Source organism: Alistipes muris (assembly GCF_943193205.1).
GTDB classification, from domain to species: domain Bacteria; phylum Bacteroidota; class Bacteroidia; order Bacteroidales; family Rikenellaceae; genus Alistipes; species Alistipes muris.
Genome location: NZ_CALPDD010000001.1, coordinates 147,300 through 172,731, shown reverse-complemented (window position 1 = coordinate 172,731; position 25,432 = coordinate 147,300). Strand labels below are relative to the sequence as shown.

The 25,432-nt window shown below is 54.9% G+C and carries 25 protein-coding genes and 2 tRNA genes; 14 read left to right on the top strand and 13 right to left on the bottom strand.

Annotated elements, in window-relative coordinates; translation table 11 throughout:
• Window positions 1-4: 4 nt before the first annotated feature.
• Entirely contained in the window at window positions 5-535 is a 531-nt protein-coding gene (locus NFR47_RS00845; RefSeq protein ID WP_251213684.1) for a gamma carbonic anhydrase family protein, read from the bottom strand.
• A 1-nt stretch (window position 536) separates the two neighbouring features.
• On the bottom strand, window positions 537-1,316 hold the full coding sequence (gene mazG, locus NFR47_RS00840; protein ID WP_251213683.1) for a nucleoside triphosphate pyrophosphohydrolase: 780 nt from the start codon (window positions 1,314-1,316) through the stop codon (window positions 537-539).
• Between the two features lie 83 nt (window positions 1,317-1,399).
• Here mazG and NFR47_RS00835 point away from each other — a divergent pair, with 83 nt between their 5' ends.
• The gene (locus NFR47_RS00835; RefSeq protein WP_251213682.1) at window positions 1,400-3,547 is read left to right on the top strand and encodes a beta-N-acetylhexosaminidase; all 2,148 of its coding nucleotides are present in this window, start codon (window positions 1,400-1,402) and stop codon (window positions 3,545-3,547) included.
• A gap of 60 nt (window positions 3,548-3,607) precedes the next feature.
• Here the strand turns inward: NFR47_RS00835 and pheT are convergent, their stop codons facing one another.
• Both pheT and NFR47_RS00825 read right to left on the bottom strand, forming a co-directional pair.
• A complete protein-coding gene (pheT, locus tag NFR47_RS00830; RefSeq protein ID WP_251213681.1) occupies window positions 3,608-6,073 on the bottom strand; it encodes a phenylalanine--tRNA ligase subunit beta in 2,466 nt (821 codons plus the stop codon).
• Between the two features lie 96 nt (window positions 6,074-6,169).
• The gene (locus NFR47_RS00825) at window positions 6,170-7,069 is read right to left on the bottom strand and encodes an EamA family transporter (protein WP_251213680.1); all 900 of its coding nucleotides are present in this window, start codon (window positions 7,067-7,069) and stop codon (window positions 6,170-6,172) included.
• A gap of 331 nt (window positions 7,070-7,400) precedes the next feature.
• On the opposite strand from NFR47_RS00825, the gene lepA reads away from it, so the two are divergent.
• The 12 genes from lepA (at window position 7,401) to NFR47_RS00765 (ending at window position 17,450) form a co-directional block, all read left to right on the top strand.
• Window positions 7,401-9,191: a translation elongation factor 4 gene (lepA, locus tag NFR47_RS00820; RefSeq protein WP_251213679.1), complete on the top strand. Its 1,791-nt coding sequence runs from the start codon at window positions 7,401-7,403 to the stop codon at window positions 9,189-9,191.
• Between the two features lie 182 nt (window positions 9,192-9,373).
• Window positions 9,374-9,449: transfer RNA gene (locus NFR47_RS00815), tRNA-Gly, on the top strand.
• Window positions 9,450-9,600: 151 nt separating this feature from the next.
• Window positions 9,601-11,280, top strand: a complete 1,680-nt coding sequence (locus NFR47_RS00810) for a hypothetical protein (RefSeq protein ID WP_251213678.1) — start codon at window positions 9,601-9,603, stop codon at window positions 11,278-11,280.
• A gap of 398 nt (window positions 11,281-11,678) precedes the next feature.
• Entirely contained in the window at window positions 11,679-11,927 is a 249-nt protein-coding gene (locus NFR47_RS00805; RefSeq protein ID WP_251213677.1) for a hypothetical protein, read from the top strand.
• Between the two features lie 67 nt (window positions 11,928-11,994).
• Window positions 11,995-12,909 carry a DUF4848 domain-containing protein gene (locus NFR47_RS00800; protein WP_251213676.1) on the top strand — a complete coding sequence of 305 codons (915 nt, stop codon included), beginning with the start codon at window positions 11,995-11,997 and terminating at the stop codon, window positions 12,907-12,909.
• Window positions 12,910-12,913: 4 nt separating this feature from the next.
• A complete protein-coding gene (locus tag NFR47_RS00795) occupies window positions 12,914-13,306 on the top strand; it encodes a hypothetical protein (RefSeq protein ID WP_251213675.1) in 393 nt (130 codons plus the stop codon).
• 60 nt (window positions 13,307-13,366) lie between these two features.
• Window positions 13,367-13,822, top strand: a complete 456-nt coding sequence (locus NFR47_RS00790) for a hypothetical protein (RefSeq protein ID WP_251213674.1) — start codon at window positions 13,367-13,369, stop codon at window positions 13,820-13,822.
• Window positions 13,823-13,834: 12 nt separating this feature from the next.
• The gene (locus NFR47_RS00785; protein ID WP_251213673.1) at window positions 13,835-14,173 is read left to right on the top strand and encodes a hypothetical protein; all 339 of its coding nucleotides are present in this window, start codon (window positions 13,835-13,837) and stop codon (window positions 14,171-14,173) included.
• A 142-nt stretch (window positions 14,174-14,315) separates the two neighbouring features.
• On the top strand, window positions 14,316-15,818 hold the full coding sequence (locus NFR47_RS00780; RefSeq protein WP_251213672.1) for a hypothetical protein: 1,503 nt from the start codon (window positions 14,316-14,318) through the stop codon (window positions 15,816-15,818).
• A gap of 3 nt (window positions 15,819-15,821) precedes the next feature.
• Window positions 15,822-16,409 (top strand): outer membrane beta-barrel protein, encoded by a 588-nt coding sequence (locus tag NFR47_RS00775; protein ID WP_251213671.1) that lies wholly within the window; start codon window positions 15,822-15,824, stop codon window positions 16,407-16,409.
• Between the two features lie 83 nt (window positions 16,410-16,492).
• On the top strand, window positions 16,493-16,951 hold the full coding sequence (locus NFR47_RS00770) for a hypothetical protein (RefSeq protein WP_251213670.1): 459 nt from the start codon (window positions 16,493-16,495) through the stop codon (window positions 16,949-16,951).
• Between the two features lie 7 nt (window positions 16,952-16,958).
• Window positions 16,959-17,450 (top strand): hypothetical protein, encoded by a 492-nt coding sequence (locus NFR47_RS00765; RefSeq protein WP_251213669.1) that lies wholly within the window; start codon window positions 16,959-16,961, stop codon window positions 17,448-17,450.
• An 81-nt stretch (window positions 17,451-17,531) separates the two neighbouring features.
• Here NFR47_RS00765 and NFR47_RS00760 read toward each other — a convergent pair whose 3' ends face one another.
• The 9 genes from NFR47_RS00760 to NFR47_RS00720 form a co-directional block, all read right to left on the bottom strand.
• The gene (locus NFR47_RS00760) at window positions 17,532-18,302 is read right to left on the bottom strand and encodes a S1/P1 nuclease (RefSeq protein ID WP_251213668.1); all 771 of its coding nucleotides are present in this window, start codon (window positions 18,300-18,302) and stop codon (window positions 17,532-17,534) included.
• A gap of 11 nt (window positions 18,303-18,313) precedes the next feature.
• The gene (gene rho / locus NFR47_RS00755) at window positions 18,314-19,885 is read right to left on the bottom strand and encodes a transcription termination factor Rho (RefSeq protein WP_251213667.1); all 1,572 of its coding nucleotides are present in this window, start codon (window positions 19,883-19,885) and stop codon (window positions 18,314-18,316) included.
• 403 nt (window positions 19,886-20,288) lie between these two features.
• Window positions 20,289-21,257 (bottom strand): permease, encoded by a 969-nt coding sequence (locus NFR47_RS00750; RefSeq protein ID WP_251213666.1) that lies wholly within the window; start codon window positions 21,255-21,257, stop codon window positions 20,289-20,291.
• Window positions 21,258-21,262: 5 nt separating this feature from the next.
• Window positions 21,263-21,970: an aromatic aminobenezylarsenical efflux permease ArsG family transporter gene (locus tag NFR47_RS00745; protein WP_251213665.1), complete on the bottom strand. Its 708-nt coding sequence runs from the start codon at window positions 21,968-21,970 to the stop codon at window positions 21,263-21,265.
• A 3-nt stretch (window positions 21,971-21,973) separates the two neighbouring features.
• On the bottom strand, window positions 21,974-22,396 hold the full coding sequence (locus tag NFR47_RS00740) for a nitrophenyl compound nitroreductase subunit ArsF family protein (protein WP_251213664.1): 423 nt from the start codon (window positions 22,394-22,396) through the stop codon (window positions 21,974-21,976).
• Window positions 22,393-22,626 (bottom strand): thioredoxin family protein, encoded by a 234-nt coding sequence (locus NFR47_RS00735; protein WP_251213663.1) that lies wholly within the window; start codon window positions 22,624-22,626, stop codon window positions 22,393-22,395. Before NFR47_RS00735 ends, NFR47_RS00740 begins: the two co-directional genes overlap by 4 nt.
• Before the next feature lie 60 nt (window positions 22,627-22,686).
• Entirely contained in the window at window positions 22,687-23,010 is a 324-nt protein-coding gene (locus tag NFR47_RS00730) for an ArsR/SmtB family transcription factor (protein WP_251213662.1), read from the bottom strand.
• Between the two features lie 192 nt (window positions 23,011-23,202).
• Window positions 23,203-23,275: transfer RNA gene (locus NFR47_RS00725), tRNA-Gly, on the bottom strand.
• 227 nt (window positions 23,276-23,502) lie between these two features.
• Window positions 23,503-24,105, bottom strand: a complete 603-nt coding sequence (locus NFR47_RS00720) for a nitroreductase family protein (RefSeq protein WP_251213661.1) — start codon at window positions 24,103-24,105, stop codon at window positions 23,503-23,505.
• Between the two features lie 337 nt (window positions 24,106-24,442).
• Between NFR47_RS00720 and NFR47_RS00715 the strand changes: the two genes are divergently transcribed.
• Window positions 24,443-25,429, top strand: a complete 987-nt coding sequence (locus NFR47_RS00715; RefSeq protein WP_251213660.1) for an acyl-CoA reductase — start codon at window positions 24,443-24,445, stop codon at window positions 25,427-25,429.
• Window positions 25,430-25,432 lie beyond the last annotated feature (3 nt).

The window sequence follows — 25,432 nt, the reverse complement described above, 5'->3', positions numbered from 1 at the left end:
CGGCCTACTCCTCCTTGAACCACGAGGCGTAGAGCATGTAGTCGTGCGCCGTGCGGCGGATGATTTCGTCGCGCTGTTCGGGCGTCACCTCCTTGACCTTTTTGGCCGGAACGCCCGCATAGACCGAATTGGGTTCCAGCTGGGCATTGGAGAGCACCAGCGCCCCCGCAGCGATGATGCAGCCCGACGGAATCACCGCATTGTCCAGCAGTATCGACCCCATGCCTATCAGGCAGTTGTCGCCGATGCGTGCGCCGTGGACCACCGCATTGTGGCCTATCGACACGTCGTTGCCGATGATGGTCTGCGACGGGTGCTTGGCTCCGTCATAGATGGTGTGGAGCACCGCTCCGTCCTGGATGTTGGTGCGGTCGCCGACCACGATTTTGTTGACGTCGCCACGCAGCACGGCGTTGTACCAGATCGAGCAGTCGCGGCCCACGGTCACATCGCCCAGCAGCACCGCCGTTTCGGCCAGAAAGGTATTTTCTCCTACGACGGGTTCGTGCCCGCGGATTTTTCGGATAAGCGCCATCTTATTCTCTCTTTTTTGCTTCCTGCCAAAGTTCTTCCATCCGCTCCGGCGTAAGTTCGTGCAGCGCATGTCCCTGCGCCGCGGCCTGTTCCTCCATGCAGTTGAAACGGCGGATGAATTTCTTGTTGGTTCGCTCCAAGGCCGATTCGGGGTCCACGCCGTAGAGACGGCAGGCGTTGACCAGCGCAAAGAGCAGGTCGCCGAATTCCGCTTCGAGGTCGGCCTGCGTCCCCGATTTCATTTCGGCCTCCACTTCGGCCGCTTCCTCGCGCACCTTGTCCCATACCTCCTCGCGCCGCTGCCAGTCGAAGCCCGTAGCGGCCGCCTTTTCGCCCACGCGGTAGGCCTTGACCATCGCCGGGAGCGAGCGCGGAACCCCGCCCAGCGTGCCGCTCTTGCGGTTTTTCTTCCGCAGTTTGAGCGCTTCCCAGTTCTCCTTCACCTGGTCGGGGGTATTGGCGTGGATGTCGCCGTAGACGTGCGGATGGCGGTATATCAGTTTGTCGCAGAGCGAATCGGCCACATCGGCATAGTCGAAAAGGCCCTCTTCCTCACCCAGCTTGGAGTAGAAAACCACATGCAGCAGCAGGTCGCCCAGCTCCTCCTTGATTCCCTCCATGTTGCGGTCGGTAATGGCGTCGGCCAGTTCGTAGGTCTCCTCGATGGTGTTGCTGCGCAGCGACTCGAAGGTCTGTTCGCGGTCCCACGGACATTCGCGGCGCAGGGTGTTCATCACCTCCAGAAGCCGCGCCGTGGCCGCAAGCCTTTTATCCTGTTCCATAAGATATAAGGTATTTCTTTGCCGCAAAGGTAAGCAAATCGCCCGGAAAAAAGTAACTTTGCAAAAAACAAATTCCCCAGCCGATGAAATCCCCGCTGCTCCTTCTTTTGTCGTTTCTCGCCTTTTCGGCGGCGGCACAGCCCGCTCCCGGCCCGATGATCCCCCGCGAGGGTGCCTTCGTCTTCGGTCCGGCAACGGCCCTCGCGGCCGACGAAGCGCTCCTGCCGCTGGCCCATTATGCGGCCGAATACCTGGGGCGTCCCGTCCGGCAGCAGATGACGGGTACGGGCGCCATTGTGCTGACCCTCGAACCCGGCGAGCCCTCGGAAGCGTACCGGCTCGAAATCGCCCCCGACTACATCCGCATCGGCGCCACCAGCCCCGGCGGAGCGTTCAACGGATTGCAGGCCCTTTTCCGGCTGCTGCCGCCCGAGGTCTACGCACAGCAGGGCATCCCCGACGGAACGGCGCTCGCCTGCGGCATCGCAGCCGACCGGCCGAAATACAGCTACCGCGGCATGATGCTCGACGTGGCGCGCACCTGGGTGGAAGTGCCCATGCTAAAACGTTTTATCAATCTGCTTTCCTACCACAACATCAACAAGCTCCACCTCCACCTGGCCGACGACGACGGGTGGCGCATCCAAATCCAGTCGCACCCCGAGCTGGCCGAAGTCGGCGGTTTCCGCGGCGGCGATTCGCCCGTGGCGCCCGTCTACGGCAAATGGTCGGAGAAGTACGGCGGTTATTACACGCAGGACGAAATGCGCTCGCTCATCGAGTACGCCGCCTTGCGCAACATCGAAATCATCCCCGAAATCGACCTCCCGGGCCACAGCCGCTGCATCGGTTCGGTCCGTCCCGAAATCCGCTGCAGCTATCCGCCCGACACCGTCACGACGGCCGGGACCGACTACCGCTCGGCGTGGTGCGTCGCACGCGAAGAAAACTACGCCCTGCTCGAAGAGATCCTCGGCGAAATCTGCGAGTTGTTCCCCTCGCCCTACATCCATATCGGCGGCGACGAGGTGGAGGTGACGCAATGGAAGAAGTGTCCCGACTGCCGGGCGATGATGAAGCGGCTCGGAACCGTCAACCCGCACTGGCTGCAAGACTATTTCATGGAGCGGCTCGCCGCCATGCTGGCCGCCCGCGGCAAGCGTCCGGCCGTGTGGAACGAAGCGGCCGCCAGCGGTACGTTCACCCGCGCAAGCCGCGTGCACGGGTGGACGAGCGTCGGCGCCTGCCATGCCGCAACCGCCAAGGGCTACCGCACGGTCATCATGCCGAGCGAGTGCTTCTACTTCGACATGCGCCAGACGCTCCGCGAGGAGGGCCACAGCTGGGCTTCGATTTTCGACGCCCGCCGGACCTACGAATTCGACCCGGCCGCGCGCGGCTTTTCGGACAGACAGCTGCGCCACGTGGAGGGTTTCGAGGGGGCGTTCTGGACCGAAATCTACACTTCGCACGAGCCCGAAAAGCCCGACTACATGGATTACATGTGTTTTCCGCGAATCTGCGCCCTGGCGCGCCTGGCATGGAGCGGCAACGACGAGGGGTGGGAGAGTTACTATCGCGAGCTGGTCACCGACCACTACGACCGGATGGCCGCCATGGGCATCGGCTTCCGGCTTTTCCCGCCGCAGCTCCGCTACGCAAACGGAACGTTCACCGCCACGGCCGACGACAATTCGGAAATCTGCTACACCGTCGACGACGGCCGCCCGAAGCGCTACACCAAGCCCCTGCGAACGGCCGAGCCGCACCGCTACCGCTTCTTCACCCGCTACAAGACGGGCCGCAGCCCGCAGGTGGCGGACAACTCCTATTATAGAGTCATCGCCCCCGCGCTGACCGTCACCTCCTCGATGGCCGAAAATCCCCGCGTCCCCTTCGCCAAGGCCGCCGCCTACAAAGCTCCGGCGCGCACGCGGCGCGCCTGCCGCCGGGGCGACTGGGTACTCTACACCTTCGCAAAGCCGATGTCATGCCGCGAAATCTTCCTCCAGACCGGACACGAACAGCTGCCCAAAACGCAGATAACGACCGGCTACGCCGAAGTTTCCTACGACGGGCAAAACTTCGTGCATATCGGCGAACTGGAGAACGGCAGCATCACGCTGCGGCCCGACCGGAAAATCAAGGCCGTACGTCTCGTCTCCACCTGCCACGGCAACGGCACGCCCTACGTGACCATCCAGCCCCCGCGAATCAAGCCGGTTCTGTAAAACGAAAACCCCGCAGGCTCGCTGGAAGCCTGCGGGGTTCTTTTTGCACGTATCGGCCGCCTAACTGCGCACCGTAGCGCCGCAGCGGCTCTCGAACTGCGCCGCGAGGTTGGCCATGACGCGTTCGATAGTCTTCTCGTCGAGCGTGCGGCTCTTGTCTTCGAGGATGAAGCTCAAAGCGTAGGACTTCTTGCCCGCAGGCAGCTTGTCGCCCTCGTAGACGTCGAACAGCGCGACGCTCTTCAACAGCTTGCGCTCCGTAGCGAAAGCGACGTCGCGCAGGGCCGAAAACGTCACCTGCTTGTCGACCAGCAGGGCCAGGTCGCGTTTCACTTCGGGGAACTTCGAGAGTTCCTCGGCGGCAATCTTGTGTTTCTTGGTCGAACGAACGAGCGCATCGAAGTTCACTTCCATGAAATAAACCTCCTGCTTGACGTCGAGCATCCGGCGGATGCGGCCGCTCACCGTACCGATTTGCAGCAGCTCCCTGTTGCCGAGCGACATCGAAAGCCCCTCGCCGTAGAGGTCGCTCTGCAAGCTCTCGGTTTTGAGGGCATAGATGTCCACCCCGAAGCGGCGCAGCAGCTTTTCGGCCACGGCCCGCAGCGTGAAGAACGACGCCTTTTCGGGCTTGGCGTTCCACGACTGCGGCACGGCCAGCCCCGTCACGGCTACGGCCAGCCGGTACTCCTCCGAATAGGCGGCCAACGGGTTTTCGTCGGTGCGCTTCTCCGCATCGTAGAAATAACAATTGCCGAATTCATAAAGCTGCAGGTCGCTGTTCTTGCGGTTGGCGTTGAGCGCCACGGCCTCCAGCATGTTGAAAAGCAGCGTCTGCCGCATGACGTTAAGGTCGGTGCTCAGCGGATTGAGTATCCGCACGCAGCGTTCCGCCGGGCAGGAGATCAGCCCCTCGTAGTAGGCGCCCCTGGTCAGGGAGTTCGACATGATTTCCGTGAAGCCGTTGGCCGTCAGAAAATCGGCCGCCATGTTCATCAGCTTGCTGCGGTCCGGCCGCGGCGCATAGGAGAGGGTCGAACGCACACGGGTGGGAATCTCCACGTTATTGTAACCGTAGATGCGCAGAATGTCTTCGATAAGGTCGGCTTCGCGCTGCACGTCGACCCGATAGGGCGGCACGGCCACGGTCAGCACACCCTCCTTTTCGCCGAGTATCTTCACTTCGAGCGCCGCGAGGATGGCACGCACAGTCTCTTCGGGGATTTCCTTGCCTATCAGCGCATTGACCCGCGCGAACGACAGGTCGAAAACGAAGTCGGCAATCGGGGCGGGGCAGATGTCCGTGATGTCGCTCGAAATCTTGCCGCCGGCCAGTTCCTTCATCAGCAGAGCCGCCCGCTTGGCCGCATAGACCTGCATGTTGGGGTCGGCGCCGCGCTCGAAACGGAACGAGGAATCGGTGTTCAGCCCGAAACGCTTGGCGGTCTTGCGCACCCACACCGGGTTGAAATAGGCGCTTTCGATGAAGACGTCCGCCGTCTCGTCGCCGATGCCCGAATCCAGCCCGCCGAAAACTCCGGCTATGCACATGGGCCGTTCGGCCGAACATATCATCAGGTCGTCGGCCGTGAGTTTGCGTTCTACGCCGTCGAGCGTCACGAACGGCGTTCCCTCGGCACACGTGCGGACCACCACTTCGCCGCCCTCTATCTTGCGGGCATCGAACGCATGCAGCGGCTGGCCCAGCTCGAAAAGGACGAAATTGGTAATATCCACCAAGTTGTTCTTGGGATTGATTCCCGCGGCACGCAGGCAGTTCTGCATCCACTCGGGCGACGGACCTATCTTGCAGCCCGTAACGGTCACTCCGGCATAGCGGGGCGCCGCTTCGGTGTTCTCCACACGGATTTTGATGTTCAAATCGTGGTTGTCGGGGGCGAACGCCGACACGTCGGGCATCCGGACCTCGGTCTTCCGGCCGCGGCTGGTCAGATAGGCGGCCAGGTCGCGCGCCACGCCGATATGCGACGCCGCATCCACGCGGTTGGGCGTCAGCCCGATTTCAATCAGATAGTCGTCCTCGATTCGGAGGTATTCGCCGGCAGGCATCCCCACGGGCGCATCGGCAGGCAGTTCCATGATTCCGTCGTGCGACGCTCCGATGCCCAGTTCGTCCTCGGCGCAAAGCATGCCCAGCGATTCGACGCCGCGGATTTTGCTGCGCTTGATTTTGAACTCCTCGTCGCCTCCGTCCGGATAGAGCACAGCGCCGACGGTCGCGCACAGCACTTTGAGCCCGGCCCGGCAGTTGGCCGCACCGCAGACTATCTGCAAAGGCTCGGCAGCCCCGACATCGACGGTCGTAATGTGCAGGTGGTCGGAATCGGGATGGTCGGTGCAGGTCAGCACCTCGGCGACCACCACGCCCCGAAGCCCGCCCTTGACGGTCTCGATTTTCTCGAAGCCCTCGACTTCGAGCCCGATGTCCGTGAGCACGGCCGCCGTCTCCTCGGCCGAAAGGCCGGTGTCGACATAGCGTTTGAGCCAGTTATAGGAGATATTCATGGTAAAAGCGAATTAAATTATCGGTAATTTCGGCATTCGCAAAGATAGGCAATAATTATGAATTGTGAATTATGAATTGTGAATTTCTGCCGGCGGCTATCGCGACCCGAGCCACAGAAAGACCATGCCCGCCAGGATGAAAGCCAGGTCCACGGCTTTCGAGCGCAAGTTGCGTTCGTGGAAAAGCACCGCTCCGCACAGGAACGACACCACGACCGAACCGCGCCGAATCATCGAGACCACCGAAATCATCGCATCCGAATCGCGCAGGGCCATCAGGTAGGCGAAATCGGCCAGCGACAGAAATATGGAAATCAGCGGAATCGCCCAGCTCCAATGGAACGGGGTGGTGGTGCGGCGCCGCGGCCACCACAGGACTGCGACGACGGCCGCCATCATCAGAAACTGATAGAGGTTGTACCAGCCCTGCACGAAAACCGCATCGAGCCGCGTCATGATGAACTTGTCGTAAAGTCCGCTGACCGCTCCCGTCACGGCTGACAAAGCGACGAAAACAATCCAGATATTGTGGGCGAAATCGACCCCTTCGCGGCGGCTGGAGCGGCTGAGCATGAAAAGCGACAGCAGCGCCAGCCCGACGCCGACCCATTGACAGAGGTTGAGCCGTTCGCCGAAGACCAGCATGGCCCCCACGAGCACCATCACAGGCCGCGTGGCATTGATGGGCCCGACAATCGTAATCGGCAGATGCTTGATGCCGAAATAGCCGAATATCCACGACGTCAGCACGATGGCCGACTTGAGCAGCACCAGTCCGTGGGCTTCGGCCGTACCGGTCGCCGACGCGAGCACCGTGCCGTCGAACCAGCCCCAGCCGCCCTCGGCCGAGAGAATCGTGGGCAGGAAAATCAAGGTGGAAAAAAGCGTATTCAGCAGCAGTACAGGCAACACGGCATTCTCCGTGAGTGCCTTTTTCTTGGCCGCGTCATACAGTCCGAGCAGCGCCGCCGAAGTGAAAGCAAGGGTGAGCCACATCTTCCGTCGATTTTAGGCCGCAAATATAGTGCAAGCCGAGTGCAAAAGCAAGCTCGTTTGCTTTTGCCGAGGCGCCGCCTACCTAAATCGAAGTATCGGTTCATAAATCCCGGCTCTTAGCCGGGCAAGCCGAGTGCAGTCACAAATTTATTTGAGGACTGCCAAGGCGCAGCCTATGTTCTGTAAATATAGTGCAAGCCGAGTGCAAAAGCAAGCTCGTTTGCTTTTGCCGAGGTCCCGCCTGTCTTCTCTATCAATTTTTTTTGGCACTCAGCCCGGCTTACATTATCTTTGCCGAAAAATAAACTGCCGCTCAGCCAGCGGTTTTTCTATGAAAAACATCCGTAACTTCTGCATCATAGCCCACATCGACCACGGGAAAAGTACGCTCGCCGACCGTCTGTTGGAAAAGACCAACACGCTCAACCAGCGCGAAATGCAGGCGCAGGTGCTCGACGACATGGACCTCGAGCGCGAAAAGGGCATCACCATCAAGAGCCACGCCATCCAGATGGAATACACGGCCCGCGACGGCCAGCGCTACGTGCTCAACCTCATCGACACCCCGGGACACGTCGATTTCTCCTACGAGGTCTCGCGCGCCATCGCTTCGTGCGAGGGGGCCCTTTTGGTGGTCGACGCTACGCAAGGTATTCAGGCACAGACCATCTCGAACCTCTACCTCGCCGTCGGCCACGACTTGGAGATCATCCCCGTGCTCAACAAGATCGACATGGATTCGGCCATGATCGACGAGGTGAAGGACCAGGTCATCGACCTTATCGGCTGCAAGGAGGAGGACATTCTGCTGGCATCCGGCAAAACGGGCCTCGGCGTGGAGGAGGTACTCGAAGCCATCGTGCAACGCATCCCGGCCCCGCAGGGCGACGAAAACGGCCCTTTGCAGGCGTTGATTTTCGATTCGGTTTTTAACCCCTTCCGCGGCATCATCGCCTATTACCGCGTCTTCAACGGCACGCTCCGCAAGGGCGACCACGTGAAGTTCTTCAACACGGGCAGCGAGTACGATGCCGACGAAATCGGCGTGCTGAAGCTCAAGATGCAGCCCCGGCAGGAAATCAAGGCGGGAGACGTGGGGTATATCTGTTCCGGTATCAAAACCTCGGCGGACGTCAAGGTCGGCGATACGATTACGGCCGTCGACCGCCCGGCTCCCGAGGCCATCGCCGGATTCGAGGACGTAAAGCCGATGGTCTTCGCAGGCGTCTATCCCGTCGAAGCCGACCAGTACGAGGACTTGCGCGCCTCGCTCGAAAAGCTGCAGCTCAACGATGCGTCGCTGACCTTCGAGCCCGAGAGTTCGCTGGCCCTGGGCTTCGGTTTCCGCTGCGGATTCCTCGGGCTGCTGCACATGGAAATCATCCAGGAACGCCTTTACCGCGAGTTCAACATGGACGTCATCACCACCGTGCCGAACGTGTCGTACCGCATCACCACCACGCAGGGCGACACGCTGGAAGTCCACAACCCCTCGGGGCTGCCCGAAATCACGAAAATCGCCAAAATCGAGGAGCCCTATATTCTGGCGCAAATCATCACCAAGTCCGAATTCCTCGGCAACGTCATCAAGCTCTGCATCGACAAGCGCGGCGTCATGAAGAACCAGACTTTCATCACGCAGGACCGTGTGGAGGTCAATTTCGACATGCCGCTTTCGGAAATCGTCTTCGACTTCTACGACAAGCTCAAAAGCATCTCCAAGGGCTACGCCTCGTTCGACTACCACCGCACGGGTTACCAGCTCTCCAAGCTCGTCAAGCTCGACATCCTGCTCAACAGCGAGCCGGTCGATGCCCTTTCGTCGCTCATCTACGCCGACCACGCCTACGACTTCGGGCGCAAAATGTGCGAGAAGCTCAAGGAGCTCATCCCGCGCCAGCAGTTCGACATCGCCATCCAGGCGGCTATCGGCGCCAAGATTATCGCCCGCGAAACGGTCAAGGCCGTGCGTAAGGACGTGACGGCCAAGTGTTACGGCGGCGATATTTCGCGTAAGCGCAAACTGCTCGAAAAGCAAAAGAAGGGTAAGAAGCGCATGCGCCAGATCGGTAACGTCGAGGTGCCCCAATCCGCGTTCCTCGCCGTGTTGAAAATGGATTGACCTCGTTTCGAGCTGCACAAAGACGTATTATTCCCGGATTTCTCCCCGCAATTCGTGCTCTTTGCAAGCGTTCCGATTAGTGGAGAGAGAATAGGGTAGGAGCGTTCACAAATGCGCCTGCAATTTTTTTTCGCCCGAAATTTGATTTCTCCGTTTTTTCCGCGTATCTTTGCGCTCGCATTGCGGAAATAGCTCAGTTGGTAGAGCATCAGCTTCCCAAGCTGAGGGTCGCGAGTTCGAGTCTCGTTTTCCGCTCCAAATTTCAAACAAAGAGAGAAGTTCTAATCAAGGGCTTCTCTTTTTTTGTGAATTTTGGAAACGAGCTTGGGCGGACTAACCAAGAGTAGGGACTATTGAAAAATTCGCGGAAAATATCTAAATTCGTTATACGAAACGAATGACGGAGCTTATGCGGAACCGGACGAAGCGACTGATATTCCTCCTACTGGCCCTCTGTGCGGCGGCGGTATCGTGCCGCTCGAACGCCCGTGTGGAAGCGGAACTGCTGTGCGCGGAACAATGCCTGTACGCCGCGCCCGACAGCGCGCTGTGCATCCTCAGCCGCATCGACCCTGACGACATTTCGCGGCGCAGAACGCGGGCGGAATATGCGTTGCTCTACACCATGGCGCAGGATAAGAACTACATCCTTGCGGAAAACGATTCGCTGATCCGCATCGCCCGCAGCTACTACCGCCGCCGGCCCAAAGAACTGCGAAGACATTTCCTATCGGAATACTATTACAGCCAGATTCTGCACAACCGCGGCGAGGATTCGCGGGCGCTGGTCCACTTCCTGCGCATCGAGGACGAGGGGCGGCGGCTCGGCGACCCCTATCTGCTGGGGCTGCTCTACCAGCGCATCTGCGAAATCTACGAAACGCAGTACAACTATGCCACCACGCTGGAATATGCGCGGCTGGCCTACGAGAATTTCAAGCAGGCCGGCAAAAACTACCATTGCGGATATGCCTTGTCGGACATCGGTTCGGCGCATTTCGACATGAAGCAATACGACAGCGCCTACACGTATTACTCGCAGTCGTTGCGGCTTGTCGAATCCGAACGCGATACGGCCATGATGCAATTTACGCTCGGCGATTTGGCTTATACCCGGATTGCACAAGACATGCCCGATGAAGCCTGTGCCCTGCTGTGGCAAATCCGGCATCGGCTGCATCGCAATTGGTCGGACCGGGAACGTGTCATCATAACTTTGGCCCATTTGTCCGCAGGCAGACTTGACAGCGCTCGCTATTACTTGCATCGGGCTCAAGCCGCCATAGTTTTCGATTCTCCCTCACGAGTTTTTTTGAATGAAGTTGCCGCACAAGTCCATTATCGAACGGGCGATTATCGGAAGGCGGCAGAAGAATATCGGAATGAAGCATTTTTGCAAGATTCTTTGATGCGTATTGCGGTAAAACAACCGTATGCCAATGTCCATCGAAATTTTGCAGACAAAGAAAAACGGATTGCACAGCGGCGTCTGCGCGGCATGCGGCTCAATTTTTTCTTGACGCTTGCACTGGCTATCGTGGTGATTTCGTTCGCCGGATTCGTGGCCTACATCAATTATCGGCGGCGGCAGCTGACCGTAGCGGAACACCTGTCAGCGCTCGATGAAATCCGGAATACCAACAAAATGCTGTTGATGAAACTGGAAGCGCAGCACCGCTCGGAAACCGAGGAATTGCAGCAGCTCGTCAAGGAGCGTTTTGCCGAAATCAACGAACTTGCGGCAACCTACTACGAGCGGAAAGGCGCCAACGAACAGCGGGCCATATATAATAAGGTAAGGGCGCTGCTCGAAACTTACGCTTCGGGGACGGACGGCAGGCGGGAAATCGAACGGGTGGTCGACACCTGCCACGACAATATCATGCAAAAAATCCGCGCTGAACTGCCCGAGCTCAAGGAATCCGAATTGGACCTGCTGGGGTATGTCTATGCCGGTTTTTCGCTTCAGGTCATCAGCGTTTTCACGGGCGACAGCATCAACTATACGGCGGTCAAGAAATCGCGTTTGAAAGCCAAAATCGCCCGCTCTGCCGCTCCGTCCAGGGAATTGTTTGTCAGTTTGATGTAATAAATGATTGAAATACAGCCATTTGATTTGATATGTCGTTCGCTGTATTCGTATGTTGTTGATATTCAGCAAATTGCAATCTTATAATTATTTCACCTTTGAGTGTAGGAATATTTAACTGATAATCAACATCTTATAAAATCGCCTTGTAATGTTTTTACAAGGCGATTTTTTGTTACCCATATTCCGCAGCGGTAATTTTGCAACAGCAATTCTAACCTATTTTTATTATGAAAACTGCTTTTTTTCGAACCGTTTTTCTGCTTCTGACCTTGGGGTTTGTTTCCGTTGTTTTGACAGCGACAGCCCGCGAAGAAAAGCCGCCTAAATCTAAAAATGAAAACCGACATATATTCTTAGGAACAGATCGGTCGGAATCTTTGCCGCCCCGTCCCCGAATGCCTGCACACATCGCTATCGAGTGCATGTACGAAGCGGCCGGCGAATCGTTGTCGTTCCAGTTTTTCGAGGAGATGGGCGGCGTGACCGTTACGGTGGTCAATACGACGACCGGAGAAATGTTCTTCGATGTGTGTTCCTCCACCCCGGGCAGCTGCCGCACAGCGCTTTCGGGCGATGCCGGGGCCTATGCTATCGTCCTCGAAGACGACTTGGGCCGCACCTATTCGGGCAGCTTCACCTTATAATTGAAAACATAGTGGATGCCGAAAAACTCAAGAGTAGGCATAATTCGATTTATAATTCAATTGTTTCATGAAATTCACAAAATTTGTTTTGCTGGCGGCTGCCATTATGGCCTGCGCCTGCGAAAAAGAGATGCCGACCGACACCATGCCGGAAGCAACGAACAACATGACCCGAACAAAAACCGAAATACTATCGTTCGCATCGGTCGAAGAAATGGAAGAACAAATCGGCATATTACGGATTATGGCACCTGAGGAAATGGCCGGTTGGTATGCTGTGCAGAATTTTGAATCCCAATACGATGCACTTTATCGTGCGGCCGAAGAAATCGACAACGCTACGACGCTGGAGGAAGCCGAAGCCATCAAAACGAAATATTCACCGTATTTTCTCTACAATGACAATCCGGCGGACGAAGAACCGTTCAATCCCTATTTGCCGAACGAAAAACCGGATTATGCCTATGTCTGCAATATCAGCGGCGAAGTAATGATTGGCGGCGAAGTTGTAAACTATAATACGATTACGAACGTAGCGGACACGCACGAATACCAACTGGCCCATGCTCCAATGACCAGGTCAGACAATATCACCAGAGATAATATATTGAAAAGAACAGCTGGCAAACATAAATTTTGGGCAGAGGGAAGAATGGATCAGAACGAAATCGTATGTATCGAATTCACCGCTCACAAAAAAACTATATTTGGCTGGAACAAATGCCAGATGAGCTATCATATACGGTCCGGAAGATGGCTCACTAATGATGGTTGGCGTAGCTATTCTCCTTGGTTCCTTCAGTTTAAGGAAAATACCCCTGACGGGGCTTGGACTAAGAAAATACCATCTCATACATTTGTGCCCGTTGGGCGGCCGAAATACAATCAGACAGGAGTAATGAACTTCCGGATTTATAGCAAGGGAACTGGGCCGGAAAGTGAAGGAAATTTAACGTTGTATTATACTTCAACAAAAGAATAAGAATATGATGTCTCAAATAGTTAAAACGAGTATTGCTGCCCTTGTTATCGGTTGTTTGTTTTGCGGCTGCAAAGACGATAAAATAGAAATACCGAAGACGCTTAACGGAACGGTTTGGACTGCTCAAACTGTTGAAAATCAAGCAGCGAATTATACACTTGCATTCAAAGAAACTGAATGTACGCTTGAAAAAAGCATAGTTGCCAAAGAGGGTTCCGACGAAAAAACGGTAATATTGTATGATTATACTTATAATCGCCCTCGGGTGCAGATGGTCAATCCGAAAGATGAAACCGATGTTCTGGCCGGAGAGATCCGTACGGACGGAAAGAGTTATCTGATTGTCCTGTTACAAAATGACAACGGTTCTTTCAACGTTACCTTTTGGAAACAATAAAACAAGCGGACAGATTCGGAACAAATTTTTCCGAATCTGTTGAATGAATACTACCACAAAATGAAAAAACTATTATTCGCCATTATGGCTGCGTTCGCCTTTGCGGCATGCGACAAGGACGAACACCAAACCCGTTATCAAGACATGATGTGTTTTGTAGAGAGCATTCCTACGGACGACGGCTATGCTTCAGCGACGACCCACATTACGGCCGCATCCGACGCATCGGCTTTGCAGCTGTATGTCATGCGCAGCCCGATGGCTGCCGGACAGCATCCCCGGCAAACGGCCCGCATTGTTGTGGATAAAGAGAATTCCACAGCTATAGAGGGTACGGATTTCACGCTTTCTGCCACGACTTTCGATTTTGAAAATAGCGAAGTATTTCGTCTTTTCACGATTGATTTTCACGATGCGGCCGGAAAGACTATCGCGCTGGAACTCGACTATGCCTATTACGACGAATGCCCGGCCGATACCCGCAAGCAGGACCGACTGACGATAGAAATCAAGTAGTTAACAGCAAAGATGAAATGTCTGAAATGGATTGTTGCTGCGTGCCTTTTGGTACTTTTGGCTCCGGCGTGCTCCAAAGACCGCGACACGAACAAGGTCCGGTTCGTAATAGACAGCAATACACCGGAAACTCCGATTCGGGTATACGGTGCACACACCGGAGCCGACTATATCGTAGTAAAGAATCACTTCGAGAATACTATCGAAACAGATGAAACCCTTGTTATTTTGGATGCTCGTTGCGATGACTCCAATACGCTGATAACGCTGGAGGTGCACGTAAACGGCAAGATCAAAAGACGGGTCACCGGCAACAGATGGGTCACTACCGGCGAAGTCCGGCTGAAATGACTATTCCTATCAAGCCGACACAAGGTGTCCTTTGTTTAACAGAAAGGCCTGTCCTTATTTTTACTAAATAAAAATTTCACCTTTTTGATACCGAAAAACTCAAGAGTAGGCAGAATTTTCCCTCCCTAAAATTATGTTACAAATGAACAAATTGCGCTTCATGTATGCTGCAATGGCTATACTCATGATTTCATGTACAGAAGACCCGGTTCAAAACGAAGAAAATTCTTTGCGTACAGAGGAAACATGCCCGACAAATGTACTGCAATTCAGTTCTACGGAAGAATTGGCATCGACTATTTCGGAGCTGAAAGAGACCGGAAATTTCGATATCAAGTCGCTTGCCCGCACGCGAGCGGTGGCTTCTGCGGAATATTTCATATCTTTACGTCAACATTTGTGTGAACAGGGCTTAAGAGAATTTACGGATGCCGAGTTAGCTGAAATCATTCGGGATTCATTGGAATATGAACCTGAAGACAGCCTGATAGTCGACCCCTATATGACCGCTGTTCTCAATGAAGACAGGGAAGTACAGGTAGGAACAAAAATTTGCCGCTTTGTGAATGAGGGTATGGTTGCTTATGAAGCAGATGGCAGAAAACCAGAACTTGCACCTGAACTTATCGAAGCGCAAGTTCGGACGAATACCCTTACTCACGGGCAATCGGTAAAGATTGTGGATTCCAAAGGTGTATCGGCTGAATTTGTCAAAATTGATTATGCTCGCAGAACAACGGTCATTGATGATATTGGCAACGAACCCAATGATAATGTTACCTATAATTATGATGGGAGCATCACGCTGACAAACGGTGTGAGAATTCCTGCCAATATGATATGCCGAACCACCTATCGGAAAGGCGGCGGAAACGGCAGTTGGCTGGCAAAGGGTGTTTCGGGATTATTCGGGAAAAATGTAACCATAACGAATAATTACGACAAGAAACACCGGATGAAATTGCGCATGTATGAACAGGACTACATTATATATCGGGCAGTCGGAATGACCGTGCGTATGCAGGCTCGCAAACTTGGTATCTGGTGGAGAAAAAAAGCGCAGGAATTCCGATATGGCTGGTCGGCTATCGAATGCGAATACAATTTCCCGAAACCGACATTCCAGGACCCTCCGAAAATGCCGAACGGACAACCTCAATATGCCAAATATCCGACCGGAATGACTAAAAAGTTCCCGTTTGCCAATTCTGAAATAGTTCTGTTCCATATTCCGCTGGCTGAGTACGACATAACGACCGGGGATGTAAACAAAGCGATGAGTATAGGAATGAAAAAATTGACTTCGGCTATTCAATCATGGTTTAACAAGTCGGAAAATAAAGGGTTGTCGAAAAATCCCCGAGGACTGTTTACCACCCGCGACGAAGATAAAAAGATAGTTGTAATATTCCCCCAAGGCGAAGAAGTTGATTACCGAACCGGCCGCGAGGTTGTCAGATGGGACAAACAATGGTTCTCGGGAAACTTTACTCTCGGCTTTGGTTCTAATCTTGCGGGCGGCGGTTTTCATTATAAAAAAGTTAGTTTTTCACCCTCGAAAGATGTTTCGATTATTCGAGGCCGTGTCTATGGTGCCGTCAAATATAACGATCAATGGCGGGCTTGTGTCATTGAAACCAATTAGTATATGAAACCAATCGTCTGTTTACTTACCATGTTCTGGGCATTTACAGTAAATGCCCAGAACATTGCTTCCGTCGCCGAAGTTCGGCGTTTCGAGGGCGAAATCGGCGTCGGTCTTGTTTTCGGCGCCGACAAACTCGATTTCGACCGTAACCAACTCGGCGCTTCCCTCCATGCCGAAGTCCGCTACAACCTGCGTCGGCTGCCGTTGGATGTCGGCATACAAGTCGGCGGAACGATTTTTCACCGGGAATCGGATTATGCCGGACAGCTGAAATTCCGAAGCTGGAATATCATGGCCGTAACCGACTACAATTTCCGGCAGACGAAGAAGATTTCCTTTTTCGGCGGACTGGGCTTGGGTTACGCTTCGCTGGGAGCGTCGGCCCCCGTTTCGTTCGACGGTTCGCAGCCCAATTGGGGAGGATTCGTCACAGGGCGGAAAGACGGGTCGTTTTGTGTGATGCCACGGGTCGGAGTCGAATTCTTCCACCATCTGCGCGTGACGCTCGATTACAAATGGCAAGAAAAGGCAAACCGTCATTTCGATGTGTCGATAGGCGTAGTCTTCGGGGGCGGTCGTAAGAAATAGCCGCAACTCCGTTTTTCTGAAACTTTTAGCTGAATTCGGCGATAATTCGCCGAATTCAGCTATTTTTGTAAAAACGCGGTTTTATGAAAAAACTTATCCTTTCAGCCATTGTGCTGCTGTCGGTTTCGTCGTGCGATTTATTAAAAATATTCCAGATGGATCCGTTCGAGCCGGAACATACGACGGAATGGTACATAAAAAATCTATCGGATGAAACAATCTTGATTACGACGCGGAATTTATATGGAGCGAGGACCGTGGAGGTCGGGGATTCCGTCTGCATTATTGCATTTCATCCTTGGCAATCCAAGGGTATACCAACATTCGATTCGTTCTTCGATCATTGGCAGCCAGACGGAAGCGGCAGAGAACAATATCTGATAGTATCTTCGACCGAGGACGAGGTATTGAAGAGATGGAAATATACTCCCGAAAGCGCTGCCGATGACCCGTTCTTTCAAGAATCGTCGTGGCGGTTTTATCAGAAAGAATACGACAGGTATCCAGACTTGGAGCTGACATGGGTGTACGATTATCAATAATACAGATATGAAAAAAACGATATTTTTACTTAGCATTATCTTTCTGTTTACGGCCTGTAGGATGTTGGACATATTCCGAACAACCAAAACGGACCCGACGCATACTGTAATTTGGTGTGTGAAAAATAGGACGCAACAACCATATAGATTGCTGATGCGCGATTGGGGAAAAGAAAAAAACATTGCTCCGGGAGATTCCATCAACCTTTTTAGAGTCCGATTTCCTCAAGTAGACGGCATTCCGACATTCGATCCGTTTTTTAAGTGCTGGCAAACCGACTATTGGGGCGACGAACAATATCTGACAATATTTTCTGCCGACGGAGAGGTATTGAAGAGATGGAAATATACTCCCGAAAGCGCTGCCGATGACCCGTTTTTCCAAGAATCGTCGTGGCGGTTTTATCAGAAAGAATACGAAACAAATTCTGAATTGGAACTGACTTGGGTATACGACCTGCGACCGGAAGATTTGGTATCGGACGAGACCGTATATTGACTATAGCTGCGACCTTATCAGGAAAAACACCCCCGCCGGCTTCTTTGCCGGCGGGGGTGTCGTATGGAAAAGTCGGGCGTTTTACCGATAGATTTCGTTCAAGAGACGAGCCAAGCGAAGACCGCCGCGCAGAAACTGCTGCTCGATGACGGGCGCATACTTAGCAATGTAATCGTAGGAAATCTTGGTGCCCTCGGGGGTGAAATCGTAGATTTCGGTACAGATAGCGTGCGTTTCCAGCACCCAATCGCGCGGTTCGCCGGACTGGACGCATGCGACCTCCTCCTTGCTGAGACGGTCGAGCTGCTGCTGCCACTCGGTATAACTCCACCGATGGGCCGCTTCGGGAAGCGCCGAATCCCACACCGAATGGAGGTTGGAGGGGCTGGCGAACATACGGACGGGCCGCTGGTTGCCGCCGCGGTCGCTCAGCCGTCCCGTGTGCATCGGGCAGTGCATGTCGCCGACCAGGTGAATCAGCATCTTGAGCGCGAGGGTCTCCTCCTCGGGTGCGAGGTCGCCGCTTTTGAGTTGCGCGACAAGCGAGGTGACGGCTTCCAGCACGTCGCCGTCCGGATTCTTGGGCATCGTTTCGAGTGTCCGGCCCTCGTCTATATTCAGATAGTGCCACGTTTTGGTGTAGGCGTATTCGGGCGTGTGGCTGGCGTTGTCGAGCCAGTTGGCGTAGTAGACGGGAGAATGGCCGCCCAGCGCCTTGTCGATTTTCTTGGCCGCCTTGGGCGTCAGGTGGCATTCGGCAATATAGGCCGTGACGTCGTGGCCTTTCTGCCCCCACGCCAGCACGCTCTGCGCCGCAAGCAGGCAGCAGACGAACAACAGCAGTTTCTTCATGACAGGTTGGTTTAGTGGTTCATCGTGGCGAGGAACTCCTCGTTGTCGTCGGTTTGGCCCATCTGCTTCTGGAGGAACTCCATTGCTTCGACGGGGGTCATGTCCGACAGATATTTGCGCAGCACCCACGTGCGGTTCATCACCTCGCGCGGCAACAGCAGGTCCTCGCGGCGCGTACCCGAAGCAATGACATCGACAGCCGGGTAAACGCGTTTGTTGGCCAGCTTGCGGTCGAGCTGCAATTCCATGTTGCCCGTACCCTTGAACTCCTCGAAAATCACTTCGTCCATCTTCGACCCGGTGTCGATAAGGGCCGTGGCGATAATCGTGAGCGAACCTTTCTCCTCGGTGTTGCGCGCCGCGCCGAAGAAACGCTTGGGCTTGTGGAGGGCATTGGCGTCGACACCGCCCGAAAGCACCTTGCCCGAAGCAGGCTGCACCGAGTTGTAGGCGCGGGCCAGGCGGGTAATCGAGTCGAGGAAAATCACCACGTCGTGACCGCACTCGACCATGCGTTTGGCTTTGTCGAGCACCATTTCGGCGACCTTGACATGGCGCGAAGCCTGTTCGTCGAACGTCGAAGCGACGACTTCGGCCTTGACGTTGCGGGCCATTTCGGTCACCTCCTCGGGGCGTTCGTCGATCAGCAGGACAATCATGTAAACTTCCGGATGATTGTCGGCAATGGCGTTGGCGATGGATTGCAGCAGCATCGTTTTACCCGTCTTGGGCTGGGCGACGATCAGCGCGCGCTGGCCCTTGCCGATGGGCGAAAAGAGGTCGACGATGCGGGTCGACATGTTGTTGTGGCCGTTGCCCGTCAGGCAGAATTTCTCGCTCGGGAAGAGCGGCGTCATGAACTCGAACTGCACGCGGTCGCGGACATAATCGGGCTTCAGACCGTTGATTTCGTTGACACGGACCAGCGGGAAATATTTCTCGCCCTCCTTGGGCGGACGGATGGCGCCGTTGACCGTGTCGCCGGGCTTGAGCCCGAAAAGTTTGATTTGCGACGGCGAGACATAGATGTCGTCGGGCGAATTGAGATAATTGTAGTCGGCCGAGCGGAGGAAACCGTAACCGTCGGGCATGACCTCCAGCACGCCCTCGCCCTCGATTTCGCCGATGAAGTCGTCTTTGGTGACGGTCTCTGCGCTTTCATGCGCCGCGGGCTGTTCCAGCGCGGGGTGCGATTGGGGCGTTTGCTGTGGTGCCTGGATTTTGGGCTTCCGGCCGCGGCGTTTGGGTTGTTCGGCCGGTGCCGCAGGTGCAGCAGTCGGTTCCGCATCTTCTGACGGCTGCTTCGCAGCGGGTGCATCGGTAACTTGTCCGAACAGGTCGTTCGACGGAACTTCCGCCGCCGCTTCGGATTGCGCAACACGCGGACGACGGCCACGGCGGGGTTTCTCCTGCGGGGCGGCTTCTGCCGCTCTGTTTTCGGCGGGTGTTTCACCGGAGGTCGCTCCGGCGATTTTTTCTATCAGTTCGCGTTTCTTGATCATGACGTTGTCGATGCCGATCGCTTTGGCTATTTCGCGCAGTTCGGCGAGGCTTTTTCCTTGGAGCGCGTTCAAATCCTCCATATTTGTTTGTTTATAGTATGTAGTCGGATTTTGGCAGTCCGGCGAACGCCGGACCTCGAATCGGATACAAAGATAGTGCAAGCCGAGAACACTGCCAAATTTATTTGAGCATCCGCCTACTTGAATCGAAGTATCGGTTCATAAGTCCCGGCTCACAAAAAAGTCTCCCGATGCACAGGAGACTTTTTCACACACAAACAATTAACAATACAAAACAATGTATGGCTGTAATCATTGTTTCCGGGTGCAAAGATCATACAAATCCCATCGGCATACAATCCCTATTTTCAGGTATTCTGTCCTTAGTCGGCCATATCGGGCCGTTCTGCCGCCGTTCGCGCCCGAATCCGGCAGACGCATGAACCGGCTGCCGCCGATATGCAACCGCACAGGCCCCGTTTCGTCACAGAATGATATTGAACAGATACCCCGACAACACGATGAACAGCGTCACCGCACCAAAGAAAATCCCGACCAACCGCCATGTCATCACCTTTTTGAGCATCGTGGCTTCGGGCAGCGACAATCCGACGACACCCATCATGAAGGCGATGGCCGTTCCGAGGGGAATGCCCTTGGCAACAAATACCTGAATCACAGGGACAATACCCGCAGCGTTGGCATACATCGGTACGGCGCAAATCACAGCCAACGGTACGGCGAACCAATTCTCCGTTGCCATGTATCGCTCGAAAAATCCCTCGGGAACATACCCGTGCATGGCGGCGCCGATGCCTATTCCGATCAGTACATAGACGGCCACACCCCGCACAACGCCCCATGCGTCGCGTACGATGACGGGAATCCGTTCGGCAAAAGGCGTGTGCGTTTTCGCCCAAACTTCCGACTTCGTATCGGACTGCGCCTGCAGCTGCCGTACCCATGGCGAGAGATAGCGCTCCAACCGGAAGCGACCGAGAACGAAGCCCCCGAGGGTACCGAGCAGAATGCCGCTCGTGACGTAGATTACCGTCGCGCGCAGACCGAACGAGCCGAGAAACATGGCCACAGCGACCTCGTTCACCAACGGGGAGGTAATCAGAAAGACGAATGTCACCCCCAAGGGAATGCCGCCCTTGACGAACCCGATGAAAAGCGGAATCGACGAGCAGGAACAAAACGGAGTAATCGCTCCGAACAGCGAAGCGAACAGGTATTGAAACCCGTACAAATTGCGCGTCGTAAGGTAGTGGCGCAAACGGTCGATCGGGAAATAGGCGTTGACAACGCCCATCGCGATACTGATAAGAAACAGCAGAATAATGATCTTTATGCTGTCGTAGAAAAAGAAATTGACCGCACTGCCCAAATGCGTTTCGGCACTCATCCCGAACACACCGCAGACAAGCCAGTCGGCAAATTGCTGAATCATGTTTTTTAACAGAAATAAATGACACCGTAATAGATACCCGCAGCAATAAAAAGCGTTCCGGCAATCCGCGCAACCCATTTTTGAATCGTCTGCATCCGGTTGTAGAACACACCTATTCCGGTCACGCTGTAAGCCAAAAGCCATGCGGCCACTACCACAGGCAGTCCCGTCGCAGCAGCGAAAACGGCCGGCAGAAAGTAACCGCCCGGTTCGGCGGCCGACAACGGAATCAACATGCCGAAATAGAAGACGCCGCTGGTCGGACAAAAGGCCAGCGAAAAGAGCATTCCCAAAAGCAGCGAACCCCATCCTCCGCGTCGTGCGATTCGTTCGCCGCTTCCCCGAAATCCGAACTTCGGCAGATCGAGCCGATGGCCGAAAAGCAAAAACAGTCCGATTGCCGCCAGCACCGGAGCAATCGACGGTTCGCCCCATCGGGCGAGCGTCTTTTCAATGGTAAAAACGCTTGCCCCTTGGCGCAACACGATAAGCAGTGCGGCACCAAGCAGCGTATAGGCCAATATGCGTCCGAACGTATAGAGCACTCCGTTGCGGAAAACCCGCCGTCTGTTTTCGATGTCTTTCGACAGATAACCGATTGCCGCGATATTGGCAGCCAGCGGGCAGGGGCTTATGGCCGTCAGCAGTCCGAGCAAGAAAGCCGTAACGGCGGGAACGGTCGAACCCTCCAGCAGATTTTGCAGATATTCCATCGTTTATTCGGCAAGCAGTTTTTCGATTTCGGTTTTCAGTCCCGCCTTGAATTTGTCGGGATTCGTGCGGGCATTGGCAAAAGCGAATTGCGTGAGGTTCCTCACTCGCTCTTTTCCGCCTTCACGATGATTGACGAGAAGCGACGACCAAGCGATTTCATATTTGTTTGCCAAAGCTTCGTTTTCGGTAATGTCCGTGACACGCAGCGCCAATGAACCGTCAGCAAGTTGTGCCGCGAATTCTGTTTCGATCACTTCGCGCGTCAGCTGCTCAATGGCGACGCAGGTCGGACAGCGCTTTTTGGCATGGAACGACAGCACCTCCACACCATCCGTCATCGTCTGCTCTCCGATGCTTTGATTTTTCGGTGATTGCCCGCACGCGAGAAACACGGCGGAGAGCAGCGGAATCAATCTTTTTTTCATTTCGCCAACAGCTCTTTTACTTCCGCAGGCGACAGCTTGCGGCCTTTCGCTGCCACTTGGCCGTCTACTACCAATGCCGGCAGCTGCATTACGTTGTAGGACATAATCTTCATGATGTCCTCCTCCTTTACGACCGTTGCATCCAATCCTAATTCGGCAACAGCCTGCTTTACCGTTTCATGGAGCGCCCTGCATCCGGCGCACCCTGTTCCCAATACTTTGATTTCCATATTTGTTTTTTTAGATGTAGTTCGTCGAACTACGAACAATATCGGCAAAAAAATAACCGTCTATTTGCAACACGAATTTTTCTTAGCATAGTCCGAGAAGAAGCCTGCAAACAGCGACCGGGCTTCCGTCCAGTTCTTGCTGTCGATGCAGTATTTCACTTTCGGAGGTTGGATTTCGCCTTGAATCAATCCGGCTTCTTTGAGTTCTTTGAGGTGCTGGGATACCGTCGCTTTGGCGATAGGCAGCACTTCGTGGATGTCTCCGAAAAAGCAGCTGTCCTGTTCGGCAAGGAACCGCAGAATGGCCATCCGCGCCGGATGTCCCATCGCTTTTGCAAAACGGGCCATGCGCTCTTCCTGTTCCGTATAGTTCTTCTTCGCCATCTTTACGACTTTCGTTCGCAAATATACGAACAATCTTTGAAAAACAACCAACTATGCCCGAATTTTTCCTTCTTATTATTCCCGGATTGCCGTAAGTCCGTGATAATGTTCGGGGCAGTTAATTGTATAACCCTCAGTCCGCAGAAGCCTAAAAAATAAAGGAGGATTGATTTCTCAATCCTCCTGTTTTTGAGCGGAAAACGAGACTCGAACTCGCGACCCCAACCTTGGCAAGGTTGTGCTCTACCAACTGAGCTATTTCCGCATGATTACTGAATGCGGGTGCAAAGATAGGCAAAAAAAACGAAACTCCAAATATTAGAGCCGCAAAGCATGCAAAATTCTTGCTGACAATCCATCAACACCGCTCCGATAGCCATTCCTACAGGACGAAATAACTGCGAACGGGAGGAACAAGGGCCCCAAAAATAAAAATAGTAGAACCAAAAACAGCAACACCTCAATAAGCAAAACAGCAGTCAGCAGCGCTGCTCACCTGAAAATCCGCATCCGTGCCTCCACGGGCTCGAACATCTTCTCCGCAGGAGGTGCCAGCGGCAGTCCGAACGGCATCTGCGCAATCAGCCGCCACTCCTCCGGCAGTCTCCACTGCGTCCTCACATCCTTGTCAATCAAAGGATTGTAATGTTGCAGCGACGCTCCGAACCCCGCTTCTTCCAGCAGGGTCCACAGCGCCAGTTGGTGCATGGCCGAAGTATGTTCTGACCAGACCGGAAAGTTCCCGGCATAGGTCGGGAAGCGTTGTTGCAGAGCCCTCACCACCGCCGAATCTTCGTAGAAAAGCACCGTGCCGTAGCCTGACGCAAAACTGCGGTCGACCTTTTCCTCCGTGCGGGCGAACGCTTCTTCCGGAACAATGGCCCGCAGCGTCCGTTTCACGATTTTCCAAAGTTCCGCATGGTGTTCATGCAGCAGCAGTACCAGCCGCGTCGATTGCGAGTTGAACGCCGACGGTATGTGTTTCAGCGCAAACCGCACGATTTCTTCAATCTGCGCGTCGCTCACGGGCGATTCGGCCGAAAGTTCATAATAGCTGCGGCGGCGTTTGAACAATTCTTCGCAGATTCTTTCCATGGTCGTTCTTTTTCATGCAGGTTTTCTCGCCCCGGCGAAACCCAGGCAAGACTACATTTGTTCTCTCGTAATCGTTGCAAAAATGGCGCCTGTCCCGGCAAAAGCAACCCGGAATGCAGAATATAGACGGTGTCTAAGCAATACGAACACGCTTGTTTTTGCCCTCGGCTTGCACTTTATCATCGCTGCGCTTGGTTTAGATAGGCGGCGCCTCAGCTGTCTGCAAATAAATTTGCGACTGCCCTCGGCTTGCACTATCTTTACAGAATATAGGCTACGCCTCAGCAGTCCTCAAATAAATTTGTGACTGCCCTCGGCTTGCACTATCTTTGCAACTATGAAGGATGCTATCGGACTTTTTTCCGCTTTGGGCGAACGGCTCCGCGATTTCGGCAACACAGCACAGACACAGCACGTTATCGACGGCGCCTGCCGGGCGAACGGGTGGTTTTCGCCCCAAGAAATCAGCCGTGCCGCAGCGGCCATCGCCGACCGGATGCTCCAGCGCGAGACGCTCGAACCGTGGCTCGCCGCTTATCCCGTTCCCGCCGCCGCGCCGCGCCGCGTGCTCGTCATCATGGCCGGAAATATCCCGTTGGTAGGGTTCTTCGACCTGCTGTGCGTCGTCGCCAGCGGCCATCGGTGCATCGTCAAGCCGTCGGCCAAAGACACCGTGCTGATGCGGTATGTCGTCGAGCAGCTGCGCGCCATCGACCCCGACGTTCCCATTGAGTTCTACGACGGCCACCAGGACACCGACGCCGTCATCGCCACAGGCAGCGACAACGCCCGCCGTTACTTTCAGGCGCACTACGCCGGAAAGCCCGCTCTGCTGCGGGGCCATCGTCAGTCGGTCGCCGTACTCTCGGGCCGCGAAACTCCCGAACAGCTGGCCGGGCTCGCCGACGACATCTGGGCTTATTCCGGACTGGGCTGCCGCAGCGTCTCCCGGCTCTTCCTGCCCGAGGGCTGCGAGCTTCGGCTCGCCATGCCCTCCATGAACCGCAAATACCGCAACAACTACCTGCGCTCGCGTGCTTTGCTGACCATGACCGGCCGCCCGTTCATCGACCTGGGGTGCGCCGTCGCCGTCGGGCAGACCGGGTTTCCGGCGTCGTTGAGCCAAATCGCCTATACCCGTTACCGCGACCTTGCCGAAGTCGAAACATGGCTCGCCGACCACGACGGCGAGTTGCAGTGCGTCGTTTCGGAATGCGTCGGCCACAGCCGCCGCACGGGTTTCGGATGCGCGCAGTCGCCCGGCCTGACCGATTACCCCGACGACCTCGACGTGATGGCCTGGCTGACCGAAACCGTACAATAGCCG

Coding starts and splice junctions, on each gene's coding strand:
- lepA (WP_251213679.1), top strand. CDS start 7,401: ATGAAAAACATCCGTAACTTCTGCATCATAGCCCACATCGACCACGGG.
- NFR47_RS00790 (WP_251213674.1), top strand. CDS start 13,367: ATGAAAAAACTATTATTCGCCATTATGGCTGCGTTCGCCTTTGCGGCA.
- NFR47_RS00735 (WP_251213663.1), bottom strand. CDS start 22,626: ATGGAAATCAAAGTATTGGGAACAGGGTGCGCCGGATGCAGGGCGCTC.
- NFR47_RS00770 (WP_251213670.1), top strand. CDS start 16,493: ATGAAAAAACTTATCCTTTCAGCCATTGTGCTGCTGTCGGTTTCGTCG.
- rho (WP_251213667.1), bottom strand. CDS start 19,885: ATGGAGGATTTGAACGCGCTCCAAGGAAAAAGCCTCGCCGAACTGCGC.
- NFR47_RS00745 (WP_251213665.1), bottom strand. CDS start 21,970: ATGGAATATCTGCAAAATCTGCTGGAGGGTTCGACCGTTCCCGCCGTT.
- NFR47_RS00740 (WP_251213664.1), bottom strand. CDS start 22,396: ATGAAAAAAAGATTGATTCCGCTGCTCTCCGCCGTGTTTCTCGCGTGC.
- NFR47_RS00760 (WP_251213668.1), bottom strand. CDS start 18,302: ATGAAGAAACTGCTGTTGTTCGTCTGCTGCCTGCTTGCGGCGCAGAGC.
- NFR47_RS00795 (WP_251213675.1), top strand. CDS start 12,914: ATGATGTCTCAAATAGTTAAAACGAGTATTGCTGCCCTTGTTATCGGT.
- NFR47_RS00780 (WP_251213672.1), top strand. CDS start 14,316: ATGAACAAATTGCGCTTCATGTATGCTGCAATGGCTATACTCATGATT.
- pheT (WP_251213681.1), bottom strand. CDS start 6,073: ATGAATATCTCCTATAACTGGCTCAAACGCTATGTCGACACCGGCCTT.
- NFR47_RS00785 (WP_251213673.1), top strand. CDS start 13,835: ATGAAATGTCTGAAATGGATTGTTGCTGCGTGCCTTTTGGTACTTTTG.
- NFR47_RS00730 (WP_251213662.1), bottom strand. CDS start 23,010: ATGGCGAAGAAGAACTATACGGAACAGGAAGAGCGCATGGCCCGTTTT.
- NFR47_RS00775 (WP_251213671.1), top strand. CDS start 15,822: ATGAAACCAATCGTCTGTTTACTTACCATGTTCTGGGCATTTACAGTA.
- NFR47_RS00845 (WP_251213684.1), bottom strand. CDS start 535: ATGGCGCTTATCCGAAAAATCCGCGGGCACGAACCCGTCGTAGGAGAA.
- NFR47_RS00715 (WP_251213660.1), top strand. CDS start 24,443: ATGAAGGATGCTATCGGACTTTTTTCCGCTTTGGGCGAACGGCTCCGC.
- mazG (WP_251213683.1), bottom strand. CDS start 1,316: ATGGAACAGGATAAAAGGCTTGCGGCCACGGCGCGGCTTCTGGAGGTG.
- NFR47_RS00800 (WP_251213676.1), top strand. CDS start 11,995: ATGAAATTCACAAAATTTGTTTTGCTGGCGGCTGCCATTATGGCCTGC.
- NFR47_RS00720 (WP_251213661.1), bottom strand. CDS start 24,105: ATGGAAAGAATCTGCGAAGAATTGTTCAAACGCCGCCGCAGCTATTAT.
- NFR47_RS00765 (WP_251213669.1), top strand. CDS start 16,959: ATGAAAAAAACGATATTTTTACTTAGCATTATCTTTCTGTTTACGGCC.
- NFR47_RS00835 (WP_251213682.1), top strand. CDS start 1,400: ATGAAATCCCCGCTGCTCCTTCTTTTGTCGTTTCTCGCCTTTTCGGCG.
- NFR47_RS00805 (WP_251213677.1), top strand. CDS start 11,679: ATGCCTGCACACATCGCTATCGAGTGCATGTACGAAGCGGCCGGCGAA.
- NFR47_RS00750 (WP_251213666.1), bottom strand. CDS start 21,257: ATGATTCAGCAATTTGCCGACTGGCTTGTCTGCGGTGTGTTCGGGATG.
- NFR47_RS00825 (WP_251213680.1), bottom strand. CDS start 7,069: ATGTGGCTCACCCTTGCTTTCACTTCGGCGGCGCTGCTCGGACTGTAT.
- NFR47_RS00810 (WP_251213678.1), top strand. CDS start 9,601: ATGCGGAACCGGACGAAGCGACTGATATTCCTCCTACTGGCCCTCTGT.